The sequence below is a fragment of the Acinetobacter albensis genome, assembly GCF_900095025.1.
Taxonomy (GTDB): domain Bacteria; phylum Pseudomonadota; class Gammaproteobacteria; order Pseudomonadales; family Moraxellaceae; genus Acinetobacter; species Acinetobacter albensis.
This window is the reverse complement of sequence record NZ_FMBK01000005.1, coordinates 165,395-182,340: the sequence shown is the minus strand read 5'-3', so window position 1 is coordinate 182,340 and position 16,946 is coordinate 165,395. Positions and strand designations below refer to the sequence as shown.

Sequence of the window (16,946 nt, the reverse complement as noted above, 5' to 3'; positions counted from 1 at the left end):
TGATTGCCTATCATGGGGACATAGAGAGCAGGATACTCCAGATAAGAATAAGAAAAGACAGCAACGGAGAATGCAGGTACGACAGGAGTTATACCAACGCATCAAATATGTAAAAAAGCCCAACAGGATGTTGGGCTTTTTTATTATCTAAAATATTTAAATCAGAGTTGGATGAGCATCCAGAATGCGAATTAGAGTCGCTGCAGGACCAGTCGGATAGCGACCCTTGTTCCCGTTTTGTAGGGTTCTCTCGCTGATATGCAAGCGTACAGCAAACTCTGCCGGGATTAGGGGAACTCTATCTTTCAGCTCTTTATGCAACAAAGCCTTTAAGAGTCCGAACAGCTCAACTCAGTATCTTGGAAATTATCTTTATTTCCATTTGGTATAAATGTTCTCATTTCAGTAATTTCAAAGCATTTTTCTCATAGCTGAAACACGATAAAAAGTATTTATTTAAAAACTTACCTTGTTACTAATGAATAATTCATCTCATTAATATGCATAAATTGGCACTACATATTTCTTTACTTAATTTAACAATATAAGTTTACACATCAGTAGGACACAAACAAAAATAGCTATACTATTCATATAATAAAAGTGCTAATAGTAAGGATTAAAAAGATGAAAAAATTGTTTAGAATAACACCTAAATTATTAGGAACTCTGATTTTTATTGGAATTTCCTCTTCAGTAAATGCAGCTACTGCAACAAGTACACTAACGGTCACAGCCAATGTTCTATCTGCATGCGTAATTAATAATGCAACTCTAGCTTTTGGTGAATATCTTCCAGTAACCACACATGCGAACGCTAATCTAGATGGTGCTACTACGGTAGGAGTAACGTGTACAAATGGTACTATTGCTCAACTCTTCTCAACGACTCCAACTGCCCAAAGAACCATGACGAATAGCACTGGTTCAGTACTGAATTATCAACTTTATACTACTGCAAGTCGAGATACTATATTAGGTACTACAGATGCAGGCGATACTATTCCAGTAACAGGGACAGGTGTGACTCAATCAATTGATCTTTATGGCGTAATTCCACAAAATCAGCAAGTAACGACTGGTAATTATACAGGTACAGCAAACCTGACTATTTCTTATTAATAATTTTTATTTAAGGAGGTCGGTTAATGTTTTTAAAGATAGGAGGATTTGGCCTTCTTTTCAGTACTTCAGTCAGCTATGCAATGAGTATTTCACCAGTTCTGGTAGATCTGACGCCACAAAAAAAAGTAGTTTCGATTACCTTGGTAAATACTTCAGGTCAGAAACTGAGATATCAAGCGAATAGCTTGTCTTGGGTGCAAGTGGATGGCAAAAACCATTATCAGGAGAGCAAAGAGTTATTAGTGGTTCCCCCAATGGTGGAAATAGCTCCTGGCGCCACCCAAATATTTAGAGTGACTCCTCGCTACCCACAGAGCAATAACGTGGAAAAGAGTTATCGGCTGGTACTCGAAAACTTAACCGCAGAAATACCCTCTAGCTCAATAAAAGCCAATGAGATTATTTTTCGTATTAGCCACAATATTCCAGTTTTTATTGCGCCAGTTCATCAGACTAACATTTCATCACGCTGGATCCAATGTAAAGCGCCGACAGGTCAAGGCTGCATTCGAATTGAAAATACCGGAAATCAACGGATTCATTTTTCTGACGTGCATATTCAGGGAAAAGACTGGCAACGGAATCTAAAGGTCAATGATACGGTCCTCGCAGGGGCTTGGAAACAATGGACTTATGATCTGCCAAGTAATGATTCCACGCCAATCAAAATTCAATTAAAAACTGCGAATGGAATGATAGAGCCAGTTCAACACCCATAATTTAATTAAAAAATAAATGAAAATGACGAATGCATATATCTTTTTCAGGGCACTCCTTATTACACAGTTTTTGGCCTAGCCCCCAGCCAATTTCATGGATAATTGTATTTCATATATTAACTCCGTCTATAGTAAATGCTGGATTGGTTGCAGAGCCTCATATCTCCTCTTCGTTCTTAACTACAGAACGAAATGATTTGCCGAATCAGGGGGATTTAGCTCCAGAGAAAGCTAAGGATCAGACTGAAACACTTTTAGTTAATATTATTATTAATAACCAACAATTACCTGATATCTATCGTGTTGAAAAATTGCAAGATGGTCGTCTGGCAATGCCTTTAGCGGTTTGGCAGTCAACTCGATTGCATCCTGTTTCAGAACTGATGAGATTAATCGATAATAACCAGGGCTATACACTAGACTCAATTCAAAGTCTTAAATATAAACTTGATCGACAAACTTTAACTTTAGAGATTCATGCGCCTATACAAGCTTTCCAAACTAACTCAGTCAACGTACGTCCAAAGGCTGATCAATTAGCTAAAAAGACTTCTCCCGGAATTTTTATAAATTATGATCTGAATGCGATTCATGGCGAGTATGAAAATAGCTATGCGGGCTTAATCGAAGGAACCGTCTTTAATAATTGGGGAACAGCGATGGTAGGCGCCGTTATGCGTGTTAACGATCATCATAAGGAAACGATACGGACAGAAAGCTATTGGCAAAAAGATTTACCTACTCGAATGCAGTCATTGGTGATTGGAGATACTATCGACTTTGCTAGTGATTGGAGTCGTCCAGCACGATTTGCAGGTGTCCGTTGGGGACGGGATTTTTCACTCCAGCCGGGTTATATTTCTTATCCGATGCCTTCAATTTCTGGGTCTGCTGCTTTACCTTCTACCATTGATATTTTAGTCAATAATCAAAAAACTCAAACGCAAACAGTGAGTCCCGGACCTTTTGACTTAACGAATATTCCAGTGATCACAGGTTCTGGCGAATTAAATTTAATCGTCCGGAATTTGTTGGGACAAGAAACACTCATTACTAAAAGTTACTACACTTCTCCCCAGTTATTGGAAAAAGATATTATCGATTTTTCATTTCAGGCTGGTTTTCTGAGAGAAAATTATGGAGTGAGAAGTAATGATTATAGCGATTTCTTCTCATCCGCCCAGTGGCGACAGGGTCTGAGTAAATTAACCACAGTAGAGGGTCGAATTGAATTACAGAAAGATCGCCAAGCGATTGGAGGGATAGTCAATCATATCTTGGGTGATGTCGCTATTTTACGTATCGGCGGTGGAATATCAAATAACAAAGATCTACAAGGGAACCGTTATTTAGTAGGTCTGGATCGTACCAGTTTGGTTGGAAGTGGATCGATGCGATGGGAATATTTTGATAAAGACTACAATCAATTTGCTTCAATCGAAGGTGAAATTAGACCTAAACAACGTGTTTTTGCCGGTTATGGATTACCCATTGCTCAGCATATTTCAGCAGGTCTTAATTATACTGGTCAGTCAGATTGGGAAGGGAATATATTTCAGTTGCTTTCGGTAAGCTTAAACGTCTCGCTTGCACAAAATATATTTCTAAACACCTATGCAACAAAAAGCTTAGAGGCTGATCAGGGATGGAGTGGAGGATTAAGTCTTACCATCCCGCTTGATCAGCAGCGTAGTGCCGTCACCCGTATAACTCATGATCAGAACAGGCAATCGATTACTACGGCAGAACTGAACCAGTCTGTTCCGTCGGGGCCGGGATTAGGTTGGAGTGTGCGTGTGAGTGATGATCCTCAACAAAGGCTCTATACCAATCTCATTTGGAACACAGATAAGGGGCAGCTGATTGCAGAAGCTGTGGAAAATTCAGATTGGAATACATCTGTGCGCTTAGCAGCTAAAGGGTCAGTCGGTTGGTTTAATGATTTATTTTTTGCTACACAAAATATTGGTCAGCAGAGCTTTGCTGTGGTGAAAGTCGGGGATTTTTCAAACATTCCAATATATCGCAGTAACCAACTGGCTGCACATACTAACAGTCAAGGCTTAGCCCTAGTTCCCAATCTATTACCTTATCAAAAAAATAAAATTAGTATTGACCCGGCAGAGCTCCCTTTAGAGGCAGAAATACAGGGAGTTGAAGACTTTCCACAACCCTATGCTAAGAGTGGAATATTTGTGAATTTACCTGTACGTCGATCAAACCATATCCTAATGACTATTTTACGGGCCGACCACTCGATTATGCCCTTAGGGGCAAAAGTAAAAATAGCAGGACGGGAAGAGGAGTTTATAGTAGGAAAAAGAGGGGAAGTCTATTTAACAGATTTAGCAGAAAAAAATTATATCACTGTCACATGGCAAAACGAACAGTGCAAATTTGAAGTGACATTAGACTTAAATATGTCGAATAACACTGACCCACCACCGGTGATCTGCACAGCATTACAATAGTGACTTCCTTAAAATCGGTATTATCTAGAGAAAGTATATTTTCAGATGAATAAGTGAAGAAAGGATTATTTTTTATAAATGTCATCAATAAATAGGCTGATGTGAAGTTCGAACAAGTTTAACAGGGAGTACACGTATGAAAAAAATAATAGGAATGCTGTCGATATTAGGCATGAGCATATGCTCGCAGTCTATTATGGCACTTTGTTTAGGATGTTCATGTTCAGTAAATAGCAACTCTGTTGCCTTTGGCACATATAACCCTATCGCCAATGTACCATCAAATACAGTGGGAACTATTACAGTCACTTGTCGGGCTCTAATTAGCTTGCTGGATGCACCTTATACAATTTCTTTAAGTAAAGGAAATGGGCCGGCTTTTAATGATCGTAGAATGTCCGCCCCTAACGACCCAAATGCATTAAAATATAACTTATATACTTCACCCGCGCGTACTCAAATTTGGGGAAATGGCACAGGTGGTACAAGCTCGGTAAGTGGTCAAATTGCATTTTTGCGATTGTTACAAACAGTAACGGTTAATCATACTATTTATGGGGATATCCCTGCTAATCAAACAGCAGTTAAAGCTGGGAATTATAGTGATAATATTAACATTACAATTTCTTATTAAGAGGCTCGGTTATACGAGGACCAATTGGTCGTGCGATAAATTTTAGGGGCAGGCTTCTTTATTTGGAAATTATATTGCTGAAAAAGTTTTTAAAGGGTAAGTTTGTCCAACAAAGCCTTTTTAAGTTCAAACTCATATGAATAGCTAGATATAAAATTATCCATTCTCCAATAAAGTAACTCTTCAAAATCCTTGGTTGTTTTTTCAAAAATAACTCCTCCTCGTTCTTCAGAAATATACAAATATTTGTTTTCATGGATTAATACATATGGAGCTCCACCATTCTGAACTTCGGGCCAAACTCTTCTTTTTTCCAACTCAATTTTTCACAAATTTGATCAACCTTAGCTTGAATTTCTAAAAACGTAAGCATGATTCTTTGATTCTCCAAATGTTCATAATATCTATTTAACATAAAATTACGTTATGCGACATCAAGCGCAAAAGAGAAGGGCCTATAAATGGCCCTTTTTATAATTCTAATAATCAGGATCAACATAGATAATTAATCTTTTTTAAGAACTTCTTCTCTGTATTTCATTACATCAGATGTTTTTATATCTTTAAGGTGTTTTCTTATAAGTGTATGAAGTACATCTGATTCTTTAATCCTAAGTTTGGTTTCAATCATCATATTTAAAGTCAATTCTTGAAGCATTTCTTCCTCTTCATCTCTAAGTCTAACTGTAGTGGACATAATCGTTCTCTATGTGATTTGTAATTTATATCGTATTACATATTGTTTCACAACATCTAACATGTTATTTTCTCGTTAAATGTAACTTGTGACAAATTACAAATGGAAAAAGAACTAGCTTTCGAAATCGTTTCCAAAATCATCTTTGACAAGGCGTGTCAATTGATCGTTGGGGGCAATCCTGCTTTTGAATCTGAAAAGGTTCTTTTCCATATTGAAATGTGTATGAACGAGTGGGGCTATAAGTCCGCTTTAGTTTCTGAATATTGCGATGCTGTAAAACAAGAAAATGATCACATGCGTGATTTAGGGATAGATGAATGAAATTGGATCGCTTCAACATATATTTTGCGATTTGCTCTTTTGCAATGGCTTTTATTGCAGCTGCCTTTTTTCTTGATTTAGTTGGGGTGCTTTGATCATGAAAAAGAATCCAGTTTGGTCGCTCAATGAATCTTTCTTCGGTGAGACTTTCGAAAAGTCAAAAACACCGAGTTTACAGTGGGGGTTGGAATTAAATACCCCCATTAATAAGATGCCGGTAAAGATTGATGATTCAAAATAGACATCTGTATAAATCTGTAAGCTATGACAGAAAGAAAGGCGTTTTAACCAGAGATGATTTTATCTATATGCGTGATCTACTGGAGAGCGTGCTTGTGCAAATGCAAGAATCAGATTTAGATCATGATGAAGAAATCACAAAGTTAAAAATATTGTTTATTCGGTTAGATCACCACATAGCGCGTCAGATTTCGGCATAACGTATATTATGTTATTTAGAATACTCGGCATCGTGAATACAATTTTAAAGATTTACGATGCCGAGCTATGGCAACAACTTAGGTTGTGTAGGCTACAGTCTTTGATATTCTATTTAACATAATATACATTATACGCAATGGTATAATTAAGGCTTTGAATCAGTTGGGTTTTTCTTAGGTAATGGCTTAACACTAAATATCTGCATCTGTGCGCCAAACTTGGTTTGTGACTCTACAAATTGAATTTCTACTTCCTGTGCGTTGTCTGCGCATTCTGCTAATACAGCTTGAATCTGTTCGACTGGCATAACTCCAGCTGCTGGCGTTAAGTTGTAGCGTTGCGGTGAAAACACGGTTGTAGACAAATAGACCTTTTCGACCCCGTCTTTCTCTGAACGGTAAACAGACGGTAAAATGGTACGAGTATTAAATTGAACTTGCATGGTTAAAACCTCATTGGTAACTTAGGCTATTTTATTAAGCCACTAGATATAAGCCCGATTTTGGACTGTATTGTGAAACTGGAATTTGATAGTCAGATGGCATCTGATCGCACATTTTGAGTTCGAACATTCGAACAAATGGGATTACTTTACCGTTCGGATTTTTATTGAGATTTTGTAGGTGTGATTTGCTAATTTCACAGTCTAAAAGAGCATTTAGACATTTATAAAACTGGGGTTCGCTGTACAACTTTTTAGTTGCTTGAAAGCCAACTTGGCGCATCAAGGAATAGAATTTAAAAGCATTATTTGCTTTGGTATAGCTTGGTTTATTTGTCTTGGTATAAGTGACTAACTTAGATTTGAGTAAATCTAAGATTTCTCCATCTGATGAAAAATTCATATATTTACCCTTCATTGCCTCTAAGATTGGGTCAAAAGCTACGTGCCAGAGGCAGCGAGTGACTTTACTGATGTAGCAATAATTCTGGCTGTTCAACTTGCAGTTTAATTAACTGAAATAAATATGAAGAAAAGCATAAATCACAAATTCATTTAGAATCTAGTGATTTTAAAAGGATGATGTAATGGCTAAGACATTTCGATTTACTGATGAAGAAGAGCAAGCCCTAAATGAAGTGGCTTTGAAATTGAATAGAGACTTAGTAAAAGCAGGTAAAAAACCATTAAGAGATACAGAAATATTCCATGAAATTATTAAACAAACTTTACTAGATGGAATAATTGAAGTTAATCGAGATGGAATAGTAAAAGTAGAAACAAAAAAATAAAAATTGAGGAAAAAACGGGGTTTAATCCGAAACATTATCAATAACTCTGAAAACTCCGTTATATATAGCTCATAGAGCAAAATTGGAAAAACTTTCCGCAGTCAGGCACACTATTAGACAGTAGTGTGCCTCCTCAAAAACGTTGAAAATATAAACAAATATCTAGTTGTGGGATCGTGTCAACGCCGATCGCTTGCGAGCCCTCAGCGACGGACGCGCCCCGCCCCACAGACTCGATTTCGTATAATCGACATTGATGTTAAATGCCCTGCTCGTGCGTTGAAAATGGTCGCATCATTGACAAAAAACCCAGTATAAACTGGGCTTTTTTATCAACGACTAGGGCAAATAACATAATGCGACATTATACGCAATGGTATAATTAAGTCTTTTATACTACACAGGTTTTTCCAATGTTGGTGGTTTATCTATTAAGTCCATTGGTTGACCGTTTCCAGCCGTTTTATAATAAATATTACGATCCATGTAGACATTAAAACCTGAACCGCAACAACACGACCTATAAAACCTCTATATGCTTCAAATAGATAGAAATGATCTTCATGAAATTTGACTGGTAATAAACACGGAACCATTTGTTATAGACCTACATCTCAAACTTCCATATACCTGCTAATTTCATCAATAACTTGTTGTGGTTTTTCTGCATGTAACCAGTGTCCTGCATTTTCAATCACTTTAATTTGAGCATTAGAAAATTGATGCATAACTGCTTGAAAATGTTGATCTTGACTCATATAACTAGAATCACCACCGCGAATAAAAAGTATTTCTTTATGGCATATCTGGATATTATGCCATCCTAAAATATCAGTATAATGATGAAATAATTCCTCTACATTAAATAACCATTGGCCTTTATGAAATGATTTCATCAAAAACTGTATGACCATTTCTTCATCTAAGTATTCACGCATAATTTTAGTGGCGTCTAAACGCGTTTCAATTTTTGCATCTTGTACCGCAAATAAAGCTTTAAAAACCTGATCATGGTGATTTTCCGTATAAGCAATCGGTGCTATATCTAAAACAACTATTTGTTCAACACGTTCACTGGCTTGAGCAGTTAGCTGCATAGCAATTTTCCCGCCCATTGAATGCCCTATTACAGAAAATTTTTCAATTTCAAGTAAATCCAAGGTATCTAAAATATCTTGTGCCATTACCAGATAGTCCATTTCTGAAGATCTTGGTGAATACCCATGATTTCTTACATCAATTTGAATGACAACATGTGATTTATAGAATTTACGTGCAATCATTCCTAAATTACTTAAACTACCAAAAAGACCATGAATAAAAACAAGAGGTATTTTTTCTTTGGCATGTTTGTTTTGATTAATTTCGTGATTTAAAATCATAGCTTTGATTACTTTTTTAGATTACTTTTTTAGATTACTTTTTTAGATTACTTTAATTTTAGTTATATTAGAAATTTAATCAATTGCCTTTTATTATACAAAAAAAACGCTTAGGCTATTTTGATTTAGAATCTAGTGGATAATATTGGTTCCCACAAAAATAGTATTTATTTAGAAACATCTCACATTTGCTTAAAATAATTAAAAGGTAATTTTAAATATCGAATTCCATTGGATTCTAGTGCCGGAAATTTACCTGCATTCATATTAATCTGAATCGCAGGTAAAATAAGTTTAGGCATAGAAAGCGTGGCATCACGGCGGTTACGCATCTCAATAAATTCTGTTTTAGTGGTGTTGCGATTTAAATGAATATTTTTATTTTTTTGCTCATAAATACTGCTTTCACAGCAATATTCATCCCTGTTTTCAGGTAAATAATCATGGCACAGCAAAACACGCATATTTTCATCTAATTCATATAAACGCTTAATCGAATCATAAAGCTCAGATGCACTCCCCTTAGGAAAATCACACCGAGCTGTACCATAGTCGGGCATAAATAAAGTATCACCGACGAATACACAGTTTTCTATCACATAGCTGATGCATGCAGGTGTATGCCCTGGCGTTGGGATATTGTATGCATTTAATTGGCCAATATGAAACTGTTCGTAGTCTTCAAAAAGATAATCAAATATCTGATTGTCAGCGGTACTATGAATATTCATATTATAAATTTTATTAAATGTTTCTTGTACAATTGCAATTTTTTGACTCATTGCAATTTTTCCACCTAATTCTTTTTTTAAATACTGTGAAGCAGTTAAATGATCTGCATGAACATGTGTTTCTAAAATCCACTCTACGCTTAGGCTATTTTCATGAATATATTGAATGATTAAATCTGCTTGAATTGTAGAGCTTGTCGCTGACGGCGCATCATAATTTAAAACACTATCAATAATTGCGCAGCGCTTGCTTATCACATCAGATATGACATAACTAAAGGTATTGGTGTGCTCATCAAAAAAATGCTGTATTTTCGGATTTTGCATTCTAAAATTCCTTATATTTTGAAAGTTGATCACCCATCATTAAAGTGATGCTATTGTGATTATTTTTCTATTTATACACTTTTATTTTAACCAAGCTCAGGGTACTCAAACCCATAACCTATTTTGAACTCAAATAATAAAACTCAAAACCCAGCCACAAAAAGCTGAATAACTTTATTCTGCTGTAAAATCCTTAAGTACCTTTTCTGCAAACCACCATGGAAGCTGCTGCACATCAGGATTTATTTTAAGGATTTCTGCCGATTGAATTTCTGCAAGGAAGGCTGCATTTTCACCATTTGAAGAATTATCGAATAAATATGTTCGGTCGCTTGCATCAACTGCCTGCATCAGTAAATTTATACTTCGATAGTAACGCTCAACAATTTTTTGTTCTGGTACAGCATGCCCTCCCATTCTCACTCGATATTGAACACGCGCAATATTAATAATCGGATCGACAGTCGAGACATAATATAAATAGGTTTTAAAACCTTGACGTTTTGCTTCTTGTAAAAATTCAACTTTGGAAATATGTGACATGACTGTTTCAAAAGTAAAACTAATCTTTAAACGTAAAAACTCCAAACGAATATAATCAATAATACGGCCACACAAATAAGAGTCAATTTCTGAAAGGTCAAACCGTATTTGACCATCTTCTAATATTGAGGGCTGTAATTTAAGCAAAGGTAGCAATTTCCCAGCTTGAGGCCGTTTTTTTTGGTTTAAAAAATGGATTAAATTTTGTGCTTTTAAAGCGGGATGATAGATCATTAAATCTAATTGATGCGTGGCACTTAAATTCTGTTCGAGCTCATCTGCATTTAAATAAGCCCCAATATGATGGGGCAATAGATATTCTTTAATTGTGCTTTTCCCCGATCCATTTGGACCAGCAAACATTCTAATTCTAGGTTGAGGCATTAAATTATACAACAGCCTCTTTTTTATGGCGCTTTAACACTTTAGGTACATGATCAGCAGCAATGTAAGCATGAGACAAATCTTGGATCATGCTTTCGTGCCCATTGGTGTCACGTTGTACGAGTCTTAGATCTTTTGTATACACTACAGTGGCTACAGAGCAGGCTTTATTAAAAGCATGTCGAAAAGCATGCATAGCAAGTTTAGGAATCATGTCATCCTCATACTGACCTGCTTTCATGATGGTATAAGCTGTCATAAAACAACTCCCTTTCGACTTGATTTATTTCATTGTATTCTAGCAATAGCGCAGACTATTGTCTATTTATACATCAATATAGAAATGTAATGCATAACGCTAAAGCTTTAAAACGAGGTAAAAACTTTAATAAAAACGACTCTATAACAGTAAAATCAGATACTCCCTTCCTTCCATACATCTTCGTAATCTTCACGATCAATCATAAAGCGATAACCTTCAGCTAAAGCCAAGTATGGGAGAACTTCAGGTAAAATATCCTGTAACTCACGAACGGTCATGGTTTGAAAAACATCTTGCTCCTCACCTAATTCACCGCCATAAATAAACCAAGCAACATTTTCTTCAGTTTCAGGTTTTTTACGAATTCCAACGATAGGTTCTTGGTTTAAACTATCCACAGCGATGGCTACGACATCATCTCCTTGGACTTGAATATAAGCAGAGTCGTATTCCTCGCACAGCAATTTTTGTTCTGCGATTAATTCTTCTAAAGGAGATTTTTGAGTCATTGTTTATTACCAATCAAAATAAATAAGGTATTTTACTCTACATTCTTTATATATAAAGCCTCTTTTTAAATTGTTCTGCTTCTGCTAATCTTGAAAAAGTTACATATTCAAGAAGAAACTAAAGTTGATAGACTCACTGCACCAAATTCCTAATCACGGCGGAAAACGTAAAAATGCTGGCCGGAAAACGCATTATCAAGAAAAAACAGTCGTCATGCGTGTGCCAGAATCTAAAGTAGTGAAAATAAAAGCGTGGTTAAAACCGATTCCCAAAGACGACCGTTCTAAAAATATTGAACTTCAACCAATTGAAGCTCGAACTCATTTACAAATTGCCTATCCACTCGAGTCAGTAGCTGCGGGGTTCCCCTCGCCTGCTCAAGATTATACTGAAGACTTTATCGATCTCAATGAACATCTGATTCATAATCCATTAAGTACATTTATATTACGCGTGAATTCACTGTCTATGAAAAATGCAGGCATTGATATCGATGACCAAATTATTATTGATCGAAGTTTAACCCCCGAGCATGGCGATATTGTTCTTGCCATGATTAACAATGAATTTACTGTCAAACGATTCATGAAAGAGAAAACGCATCAACATCAATATAAAGTTTGGTTAAAAGCAGAAAATCCAGAATATCCCGACATTTATTTACAGAGTGAAGAAGAACTTGTTATTTGGGGCGTAGTAACGTGTATTTTAAAAAAATTACGTTAATTAAATCAACAATTTAAATTATTAATTATTAAAAAGCCTCAATATTAATTGAGGCTTTTTTCTTGGTAAATCTTAGCGTTGTTGTTGAGGGTTTTTTTGTTGCTTCTGCTGACGTTGATTGTCTTGTTGGTTTTGCTGTTGTTGATGCTGATTGTCATTTTGCTGGTTAGGCTGTCTATTTTGTTGACGTTGCTGGTCTTGCTGCTGTTGACCCTGATTATGATTTTGTTGGTTGTGTTGTTGATTAGCCATTTTCATATCCATCCTTTAATTTTTTGGGATATGTCGCACTAACTTTACGACTTCTACCAATCTAATGAATATTTTGAATTCGCCAAGCCTACAACTGTGTCTATTTAATACACTGTAATAGCGCTACTGTTAATGTATTGATTTTTATTTAATCCATAAAAGAGTGATTTACATGTTTAACTGTAATTACACTCATAGTTACACAAGTTTAAATGCTTCTCCCCATTCATTGATTTTTAAATTTGGAATTTATTGAATTACACGTTATTCTTAATTTGAAAAAGTTACAAATTCAAGATAAAAATGGACAAACAATTATTCGCTCTCATTGATATTAATAACTGCTATGTCAGTTGCGAACGTGTGTTCAATCCAAAACTCAATGGAAAAGCTGTGGTTGTGCTTTCAAATAATGACGGTTGTGTGGTTTCACGTAGCAATGAAGCAAAAGCCTTAAATATAGGCATGGCCGTTGCTTGGCACACCATTGAAAAACAAGCACTGCAAGCAGATGTTAAAGTTTTTTCGAGTAACTACGCTTTATATGGAGATATGTCTCGACGTTTTTTTGCCATTTTAGCCAAACATTTTCATAGTGCAGATATTGAACCCTATTCAATTGATGAATGTTTTATCAATCTAACGCCTTATGCGAAAACGCTTGACCTTGAACAATACTGTCGTGAACTGATAAATACAATTAATCAATGGATAGGCTTACCTTGCTGTATTGGTATTGGTTTCACAAAAACGCAAGCCAAACTGGCCAATCATTTTGCAAAACAAAAAACAGGTTTTAACTCTTTATGTTATTTACCTCACCTAGATTTATGTAGCTACGAAAACCTACTTCAAGAAACTCCAGTGGCTGAAATTTGGGGGATTGGGCGTAAAATCAGCAAAAAACTGCAGGATTATGAAATATATACTGGCTATGACTTAACTTTTGCCAATGAACAGCATCTGACTAAGCAATTCTCTGTGCTTATTACACGGACTATTCGTGAGCTAAAAGGTCACTCTTGCATTGCCTTAGAAGATCCATCTATACCCTCAAAAAGTATTCTTTCATCGCGAAGTTTTGCAACCGCCACCAATCAAAAGAGCATTCTGAAGCAGGCTTTAATTTTTCATATTGACCGTGCTTATAAGCGCTTAACGAGGCAACAGCAATTATGCGCCTGCGTGCATGTTTCCCTCTATGAAAAATCTTCCCATCCGCCCTATAAAATCAGTATTTCTCATACTGTAGGACTTGAATATGCCACCGATGATTTGATCATTTTAAATCAAACAGTATTAAATCAAGTAGATGTTTTATTTAAAGAAAATAAAAAATATATGAAAGTTTCAATTATGTTGACCGCACTTCAACCTAAGCAACAACATATTCAAGATTTATGGCACCCCATAGAACTGATTCAACAACGCGATCATTTAATGAAAACCTTGCTAACGATGAAACAACGCTATGGAGCCGAATGCATTCAGTTGGGTTATCATTCAAACAGCAAAATATGGAAAATGAGGCAACAATATCGCTCCCCACGCTACACCACATGTTGGCAAGAAATGCTGAGCATTGATGATTCTTCGATGGCAGTTACACAAATCACATGAACTGTTTTGGTCAATTCGGTTTACAATATTGAAATAAATAAAAACGATAAAAAATGTCATTTTTTAACATTGCCATTTACTTGCAAAGTTCTCAATATATAGCACAGATATGACACACAAACTCTACGTCAAAATTAAGCAAGTTATAATAAAAATGTAGGATTTCGTGCCATAATGGGCAAATTTTGCAGGTATCTTGCAAGATATTGGTGCAACTTAAAAATGGAGCAAGCTGAATGAATTCGAGCATTTTGGTCATTCATGGACCGAATCTTAATTTGCTAGGAAAGCGTGAACCAGATGTTTATGGGCATCTCACTTTGGATGACATCAATCAGCAGCTCATTATTCAGGCACAAAAAGCAGCAATTCATTTAGATACTTTCCAAAGTAACTGGGAAGGCGCAATTGTTGACAGAATTCATCAAGCACAATTAGAAGCTGTGAAATTCATCCTCATCAATCCCGCAGCATTGACGCATACCTCTGTTGCAGTTCGTGACGCTCTTCTTGGTGTAGCTATCCCCTATATTGAAGTTCATTTATCGAATGTTCATGCTCGCGAAGCATTTAGACATCACTCATATTTATCTGATAAAGCCGTTGGCGTGATTTGTGGCTTAGGAGCAAAAGGTTATTCATTTGCTCTCGATTACGCTATCGAAAAAATTCAACCTACTACGCAACCATAATTAGGAATATTGTCTCATGGATATCCGTAAAATCAAGAAACTCATCGACCTGATGATTGAATCTGACTTACAAGCGATAGAAGTTAAAGAAGGTGATCAATCTATCGCTTTAACGCGTCGTAATCCAGTGGTTGCGGCAGGTGTTCAAAGCATCCCTACAGCTGTTGCTGCTGCGCCTGTAGCAAAAACGCCGCGCGGTGCGGTAGAAACCTCTCCGATGGTTGGGGTATTTTATGCTGCTCAAAGCCCAGGTGAACCGCCATTTGTTAAAGTGGGTCAAACCATTTCAGCAGGTGAAACGTTAGGCATCATTGAAGCCATGAAAATCATGAACCCAATTGAAGCGACGCAAAGCGGTGTGGTAGAAGAAATTTTAGTGAAAAATGGCGAAGTGATTCAATTCGGTCAACCTCTTTTCCGCTATCGCGCGTAAAACCACGAGGATTTATCATGTTGCAAAAGGTATTAATTGCAAACCGGGGTGAAATCGCTTTACGCATTACCCGAGCTTGCAAAACTTTAGGAATTAAAACCGTTGGTATTTATTCCGATGCCGATAAAGACCTCATGCACCTTCGTTTTGTTGATGAAGCCGTATGTATTGGTCCGGGTGCAAGTAGTGAAAGCTATTTAAACATCCCAGCAATTATTACTGCTGCTGAAATTACAGGTGCAGATGCGATCCATCCAGGTTATGGCTTCTTATCTGAAAATGCTGAATTTGCAGAAATTGTTGAAAGTTCAGGTTTTATTTTCATCGGACCACGCCCTGAACACATTCGCCTAATGGGAAACAAGGTTTCTGCCATTACCGCGATGCGTAAAGCAGGCGTTCCAACTGTTCCAGGTTCTGCACACGCAGTGACCACTAGCAATGCGCTAGCTGAAGCCAAAGAAATTGGCTTCCCATTGATCATTAAAGCTGCTTCAGGCGGTGGTGGTCGTGGTATGCGTATTGTAGAGCGTGTAGACACATTACTTGAATCTGTTCAAGCCGCACAGCGTGATGCAGAAATGTGGTTTAGTGATGATACGGTTTATATGGAACGTTTCCTACAAAAACCACGTCATGTTGAAGTGCAAGTTCTAGCGGATGGTAACGGCCATGCGATTCATCTTTTTGACCGTGACTGTTCTTTGCAACGTCGCCATCAAAAAGTACTTGAAGAAGCGCCAGCGCCAGGCTTACCAGAACAAGCCCGTGCTGACATTTTGGAAGCATGCGTAAATGCATGTAAGCTCATGCAGTATCGTGGAGCGGGAACATTTGAATTCTTGTTTGAAGATGATGAGTTTTTCTTCATTGAGATGAATACGCGTGTTCAAGTTGAACATCCAGTGACCGAGATGGTTACAGGTATCGATATTATTGAACAACAATTGCTGATTGCAGGCGGTCTTGGTCTAAACATTCAACAGTCCGATGTTCAATGTCATGGTCATGCCATGGAATGTCGTATCAATGCTGAGGACCCAACCAACTTCATGCCATCACCGGGTAAAATTGAGCACTTCTATACTCCAGGTGGTGCAGGTATTCGTTTAGATTCGCATATTTACGAAGGTTATAGCATTCCTCCTTATTATGATTCAATGATTGCTAAACTCATTGCACATGGTAAAGACCGGAAAACCTGTATTGCGCGTATGAAACAAGCCTTAGAAGAAATCATTCTGACAGGAATTAAAACCAATATTCCTTTGCATAAAGATCTAATTTTAGAAGATAAAAACTTTTGCTCTCAAGCAATGGATATTCATTATCTTGAAAAGCATTTGCTTCAAAAATTAGAAGGTCATGTAAAAGAAAACGCTTAAAATATATAAACATAAAAAAACCGCTCTAATGAGCGGTTTTTTTATAAAAATTATT

General features: G+C 36.7%; 21 protein-coding genes and 3 pseudogenes. 13 read left to right on the top strand and 11 right to left on the bottom strand.

Annotated features, from left to right (window positions below):
• Positions 1-156: 156 nt before the first annotated feature.
• Positions 157-291, bottom strand: a pseudogene (locus GA0116959_RS05630) (helix-turn-helix domain-containing protein); the annotation flags it as partial.
• 38 nt (positions 292-329) lie between these two features.
• On the opposite strand from GA0116959_RS05630, the pseudogene GA0116959_RS14180 reads away from it, so the two are divergent.
• From GA0116959_RS14180 to GA0116959_RS05610, 5 genes and pseudogenes are all read left to right on the top strand, one after another.
• Positions 330-476, top strand: a pseudogene (locus tag GA0116959_RS14180) (IS982 family transposase); the annotation flags it as partial.
• A 160-nt stretch (positions 477-636) separates the two neighbouring features.
• On the top strand, positions 637-1,122 hold the full coding sequence (locus GA0116959_RS05625; RefSeq protein ID WP_171256873.1) for a Csu type fimbrial protein: 486 nt from the start codon (positions 637-639) through the stop codon (positions 1,120-1,122).
• 26 nt (positions 1,123-1,148) lie between these two features.
• Positions 1,149-1,844: a fimbrial biogenesis chaperone gene (locus GA0116959_RS05620; RefSeq protein WP_092719216.1), complete on the top strand. Its 696-nt coding sequence runs from the start codon at positions 1,149-1,151 to the stop codon at positions 1,842-1,844.
• Positions 1,845-1,873: 29 nt separating this feature from the next.
• Positions 1,874-4,315: a fimbria/pilus outer membrane usher protein gene (locus GA0116959_RS05615; RefSeq protein WP_092719214.1), complete on the top strand. Its 2,442-nt coding sequence runs from the start codon at positions 1,874-1,876 to the stop codon at positions 4,313-4,315.
• 136 nt (positions 4,316-4,451) lie between these two features.
• The gene (locus tag GA0116959_RS05610) at positions 4,452-4,949 is read left to right on the top strand and encodes a Csu type fimbrial protein (RefSeq protein ID WP_092719211.1); all 498 of its coding nucleotides are present in this window, start codon (positions 4,452-4,454) and stop codon (positions 4,947-4,949) included.
• A gap of 89 nt (positions 4,950-5,038) precedes the next feature.
• On the opposite strand, the gene GA0116959_RS05605 is transcribed toward GA0116959_RS05610, so the two are convergent.
• Together GA0116959_RS05605 and GA0116959_RS05600 are read right to left on the bottom strand one after the other, a co-directional pair.
• Positions 5,039-5,266 (bottom strand): Imm63 family immunity protein, encoded by a 228-nt coding sequence (locus GA0116959_RS05605; protein WP_171256872.1) that lies wholly within the window; start codon positions 5,264-5,266, stop codon positions 5,039-5,041.
• A gap of 188 nt (positions 5,267-5,454) precedes the next feature.
• Complete coding sequence (locus GA0116959_RS05600) at positions 5,455-5,646, bottom strand: hypothetical protein (RefSeq protein WP_092719205.1); 192 nt, start codon at positions 5,644-5,646, stop codon at positions 5,455-5,457.
• 102 nt (positions 5,647-5,748) lie between these two features.
• Here GA0116959_RS05600 and GA0116959_RS05595 point away from each other — a divergent pair, with 102 nt between their 5' ends.
• Positions 5,749-5,970 (top strand): hypothetical protein, encoded by a 222-nt coding sequence (locus tag GA0116959_RS05595; protein ID WP_092719202.1) that lies wholly within the window; start codon positions 5,749-5,751, stop codon positions 5,968-5,970.
• Positions 5,971-6,067: 97 nt separating this feature from the next.
• Complete coding sequence (locus GA0116959_RS14320) at positions 6,068-6,211, top strand: hypothetical protein (protein WP_213030761.1); 144 nt, start codon at positions 6,068-6,070, stop codon at positions 6,209-6,211.
• Between the two features lie 345 nt (positions 6,212-6,556).
• On the opposite strand, the gene GA0116959_RS05585 is transcribed toward GA0116959_RS14320, so the two are convergent.
• Both GA0116959_RS05585 and GA0116959_RS05580 read right to left on the bottom strand, forming a co-directional pair.
• A complete protein-coding gene (locus tag GA0116959_RS05585; RefSeq protein WP_092719198.1) occupies positions 6,557-6,853 on the bottom strand; it encodes a hypothetical protein in 297 nt (98 codons plus the stop codon).
• Between the two features lie 34 nt (positions 6,854-6,887).
• A pseudogene (locus tag GA0116959_RS05580) lies at positions 6,888-7,389 on the bottom strand (phage/plasmid replication protein, II/X family); the annotation flags it as partial.
• 51 nt (positions 7,390-7,440) lie between these two features.
• Between GA0116959_RS05580 and GA0116959_RS05575 the strand changes: the two are divergent.
• Positions 7,441-7,644, top strand: coding sequence for a hypothetical protein (locus GA0116959_RS05575; protein WP_092719195.1), 204 nt, complete (start codon positions 7,441-7,443; stop codon positions 7,642-7,644).
• Positions 7,645-8,258: 614 nt separating this feature from the next.
• Here GA0116959_RS05575 and GA0116959_RS05570 read toward each other — a convergent pair.
• From GA0116959_RS05570 to GA0116959_RS05550, 5 genes are all read right to left on the bottom strand, one after another.
• A complete protein-coding gene (locus tag GA0116959_RS05570) occupies positions 8,259-9,026 on the bottom strand; it encodes an alpha/beta fold hydrolase (protein ID WP_092719193.1) in 768 nt (255 codons plus the stop codon).
• A 182-nt stretch (positions 9,027-9,208) separates the two neighbouring features.
• Entirely contained in the window at positions 9,209-10,084 is an 876-nt protein-coding gene (locus GA0116959_RS05565; RefSeq protein ID WP_092719190.1) for an MBL fold metallo-hydrolase, read from the bottom strand.
• Between the two features lie 174 nt (positions 10,085-10,258).
• Positions 10,259-11,011 (bottom strand): ATPase, encoded by a 753-nt coding sequence (locus tag GA0116959_RS05560; protein WP_092719188.1) that lies wholly within the window; start codon positions 11,009-11,011, stop codon positions 10,259-10,261.
• 4 nt (positions 11,012-11,015) lie between these two features.
• Complete coding sequence (locus tag GA0116959_RS05555) at positions 11,016-11,270, bottom strand: hypothetical protein (RefSeq protein WP_053577958.1); 255 nt, start codon at positions 11,268-11,270, stop codon at positions 11,016-11,018.
• A gap of 155 nt (positions 11,271-11,425) precedes the next feature.
• The gene (locus GA0116959_RS05550) at positions 11,426-11,782 is read right to left on the bottom strand and encodes an immunity protein Imm33 domain-containing protein (protein ID WP_092719185.1); all 357 of its coding nucleotides are present in this window, start codon (positions 11,780-11,782) and stop codon (positions 11,426-11,428) included.
• A gap of 214 nt (positions 11,783-11,996) precedes the next feature.
• Between GA0116959_RS05550 and GA0116959_RS05545 the strand changes: the two genes are divergently transcribed.
• Positions 11,997-12,509, top strand: coding sequence for a LexA family protein (locus tag GA0116959_RS05545; protein ID WP_092719309.1), 513 nt, complete (start codon positions 11,997-11,999; stop codon positions 12,507-12,509).
• Positions 12,510-12,581: 72 nt separating this feature from the next.
• Here GA0116959_RS05545 and GA0116959_RS05540 read toward each other — a convergent pair whose 3' ends face one another.
• The gene (locus GA0116959_RS05540) at positions 12,582-12,761 is read right to left on the bottom strand and encodes a hypothetical protein (protein ID WP_171256871.1); all 180 of its coding nucleotides are present in this window, start codon (positions 12,759-12,761) and stop codon (positions 12,582-12,584) included.
• Positions 12,762-13,064: 303 nt separating this feature from the next.
• On the opposite strand from GA0116959_RS05540, the gene GA0116959_RS05535 reads away from it, so the two are divergent.
• From GA0116959_RS05535 to accC, 4 genes are all read left to right on the top strand, one after another.
• Complete coding sequence (locus tag GA0116959_RS05535; RefSeq protein ID WP_092719177.1) at positions 13,065-14,381, top strand: Y-family DNA polymerase; 1,317 nt, start codon at positions 13,065-13,067, stop codon at positions 14,379-14,381.
• 236 nt (positions 14,382-14,617) lie between these two features.
• Positions 14,618-15,073 carry a type II 3-dehydroquinate dehydratase gene (gene aroQ / locus GA0116959_RS05530; protein WP_053577962.1) on the top strand — a complete coding sequence of 152 codons (456 nt, stop codon included), beginning with the start codon at positions 14,618-14,620 and terminating at the stop codon, positions 15,071-15,073.
• Positions 15,074-15,089: 16 nt separating this feature from the next.
• On the top strand, positions 15,090-15,506 hold the full coding sequence (locus GA0116959_RS05525) for an acetyl-CoA carboxylase biotin carboxyl carrier protein (RefSeq protein ID WP_092719174.1): 417 nt from the start codon (positions 15,090-15,092) through the stop codon (positions 15,504-15,506).
• Positions 15,507-15,523: 17 nt separating this feature from the next.
• A complete protein-coding gene (gene accC, locus GA0116959_RS05520) occupies positions 15,524-16,891 on the top strand; it encodes an acetyl-CoA carboxylase biotin carboxylase subunit (RefSeq protein ID WP_053577964.1) in 1,368 nt (455 codons plus the stop codon).
• Positions 16,892-16,946 lie beyond the last annotated feature (55 nt).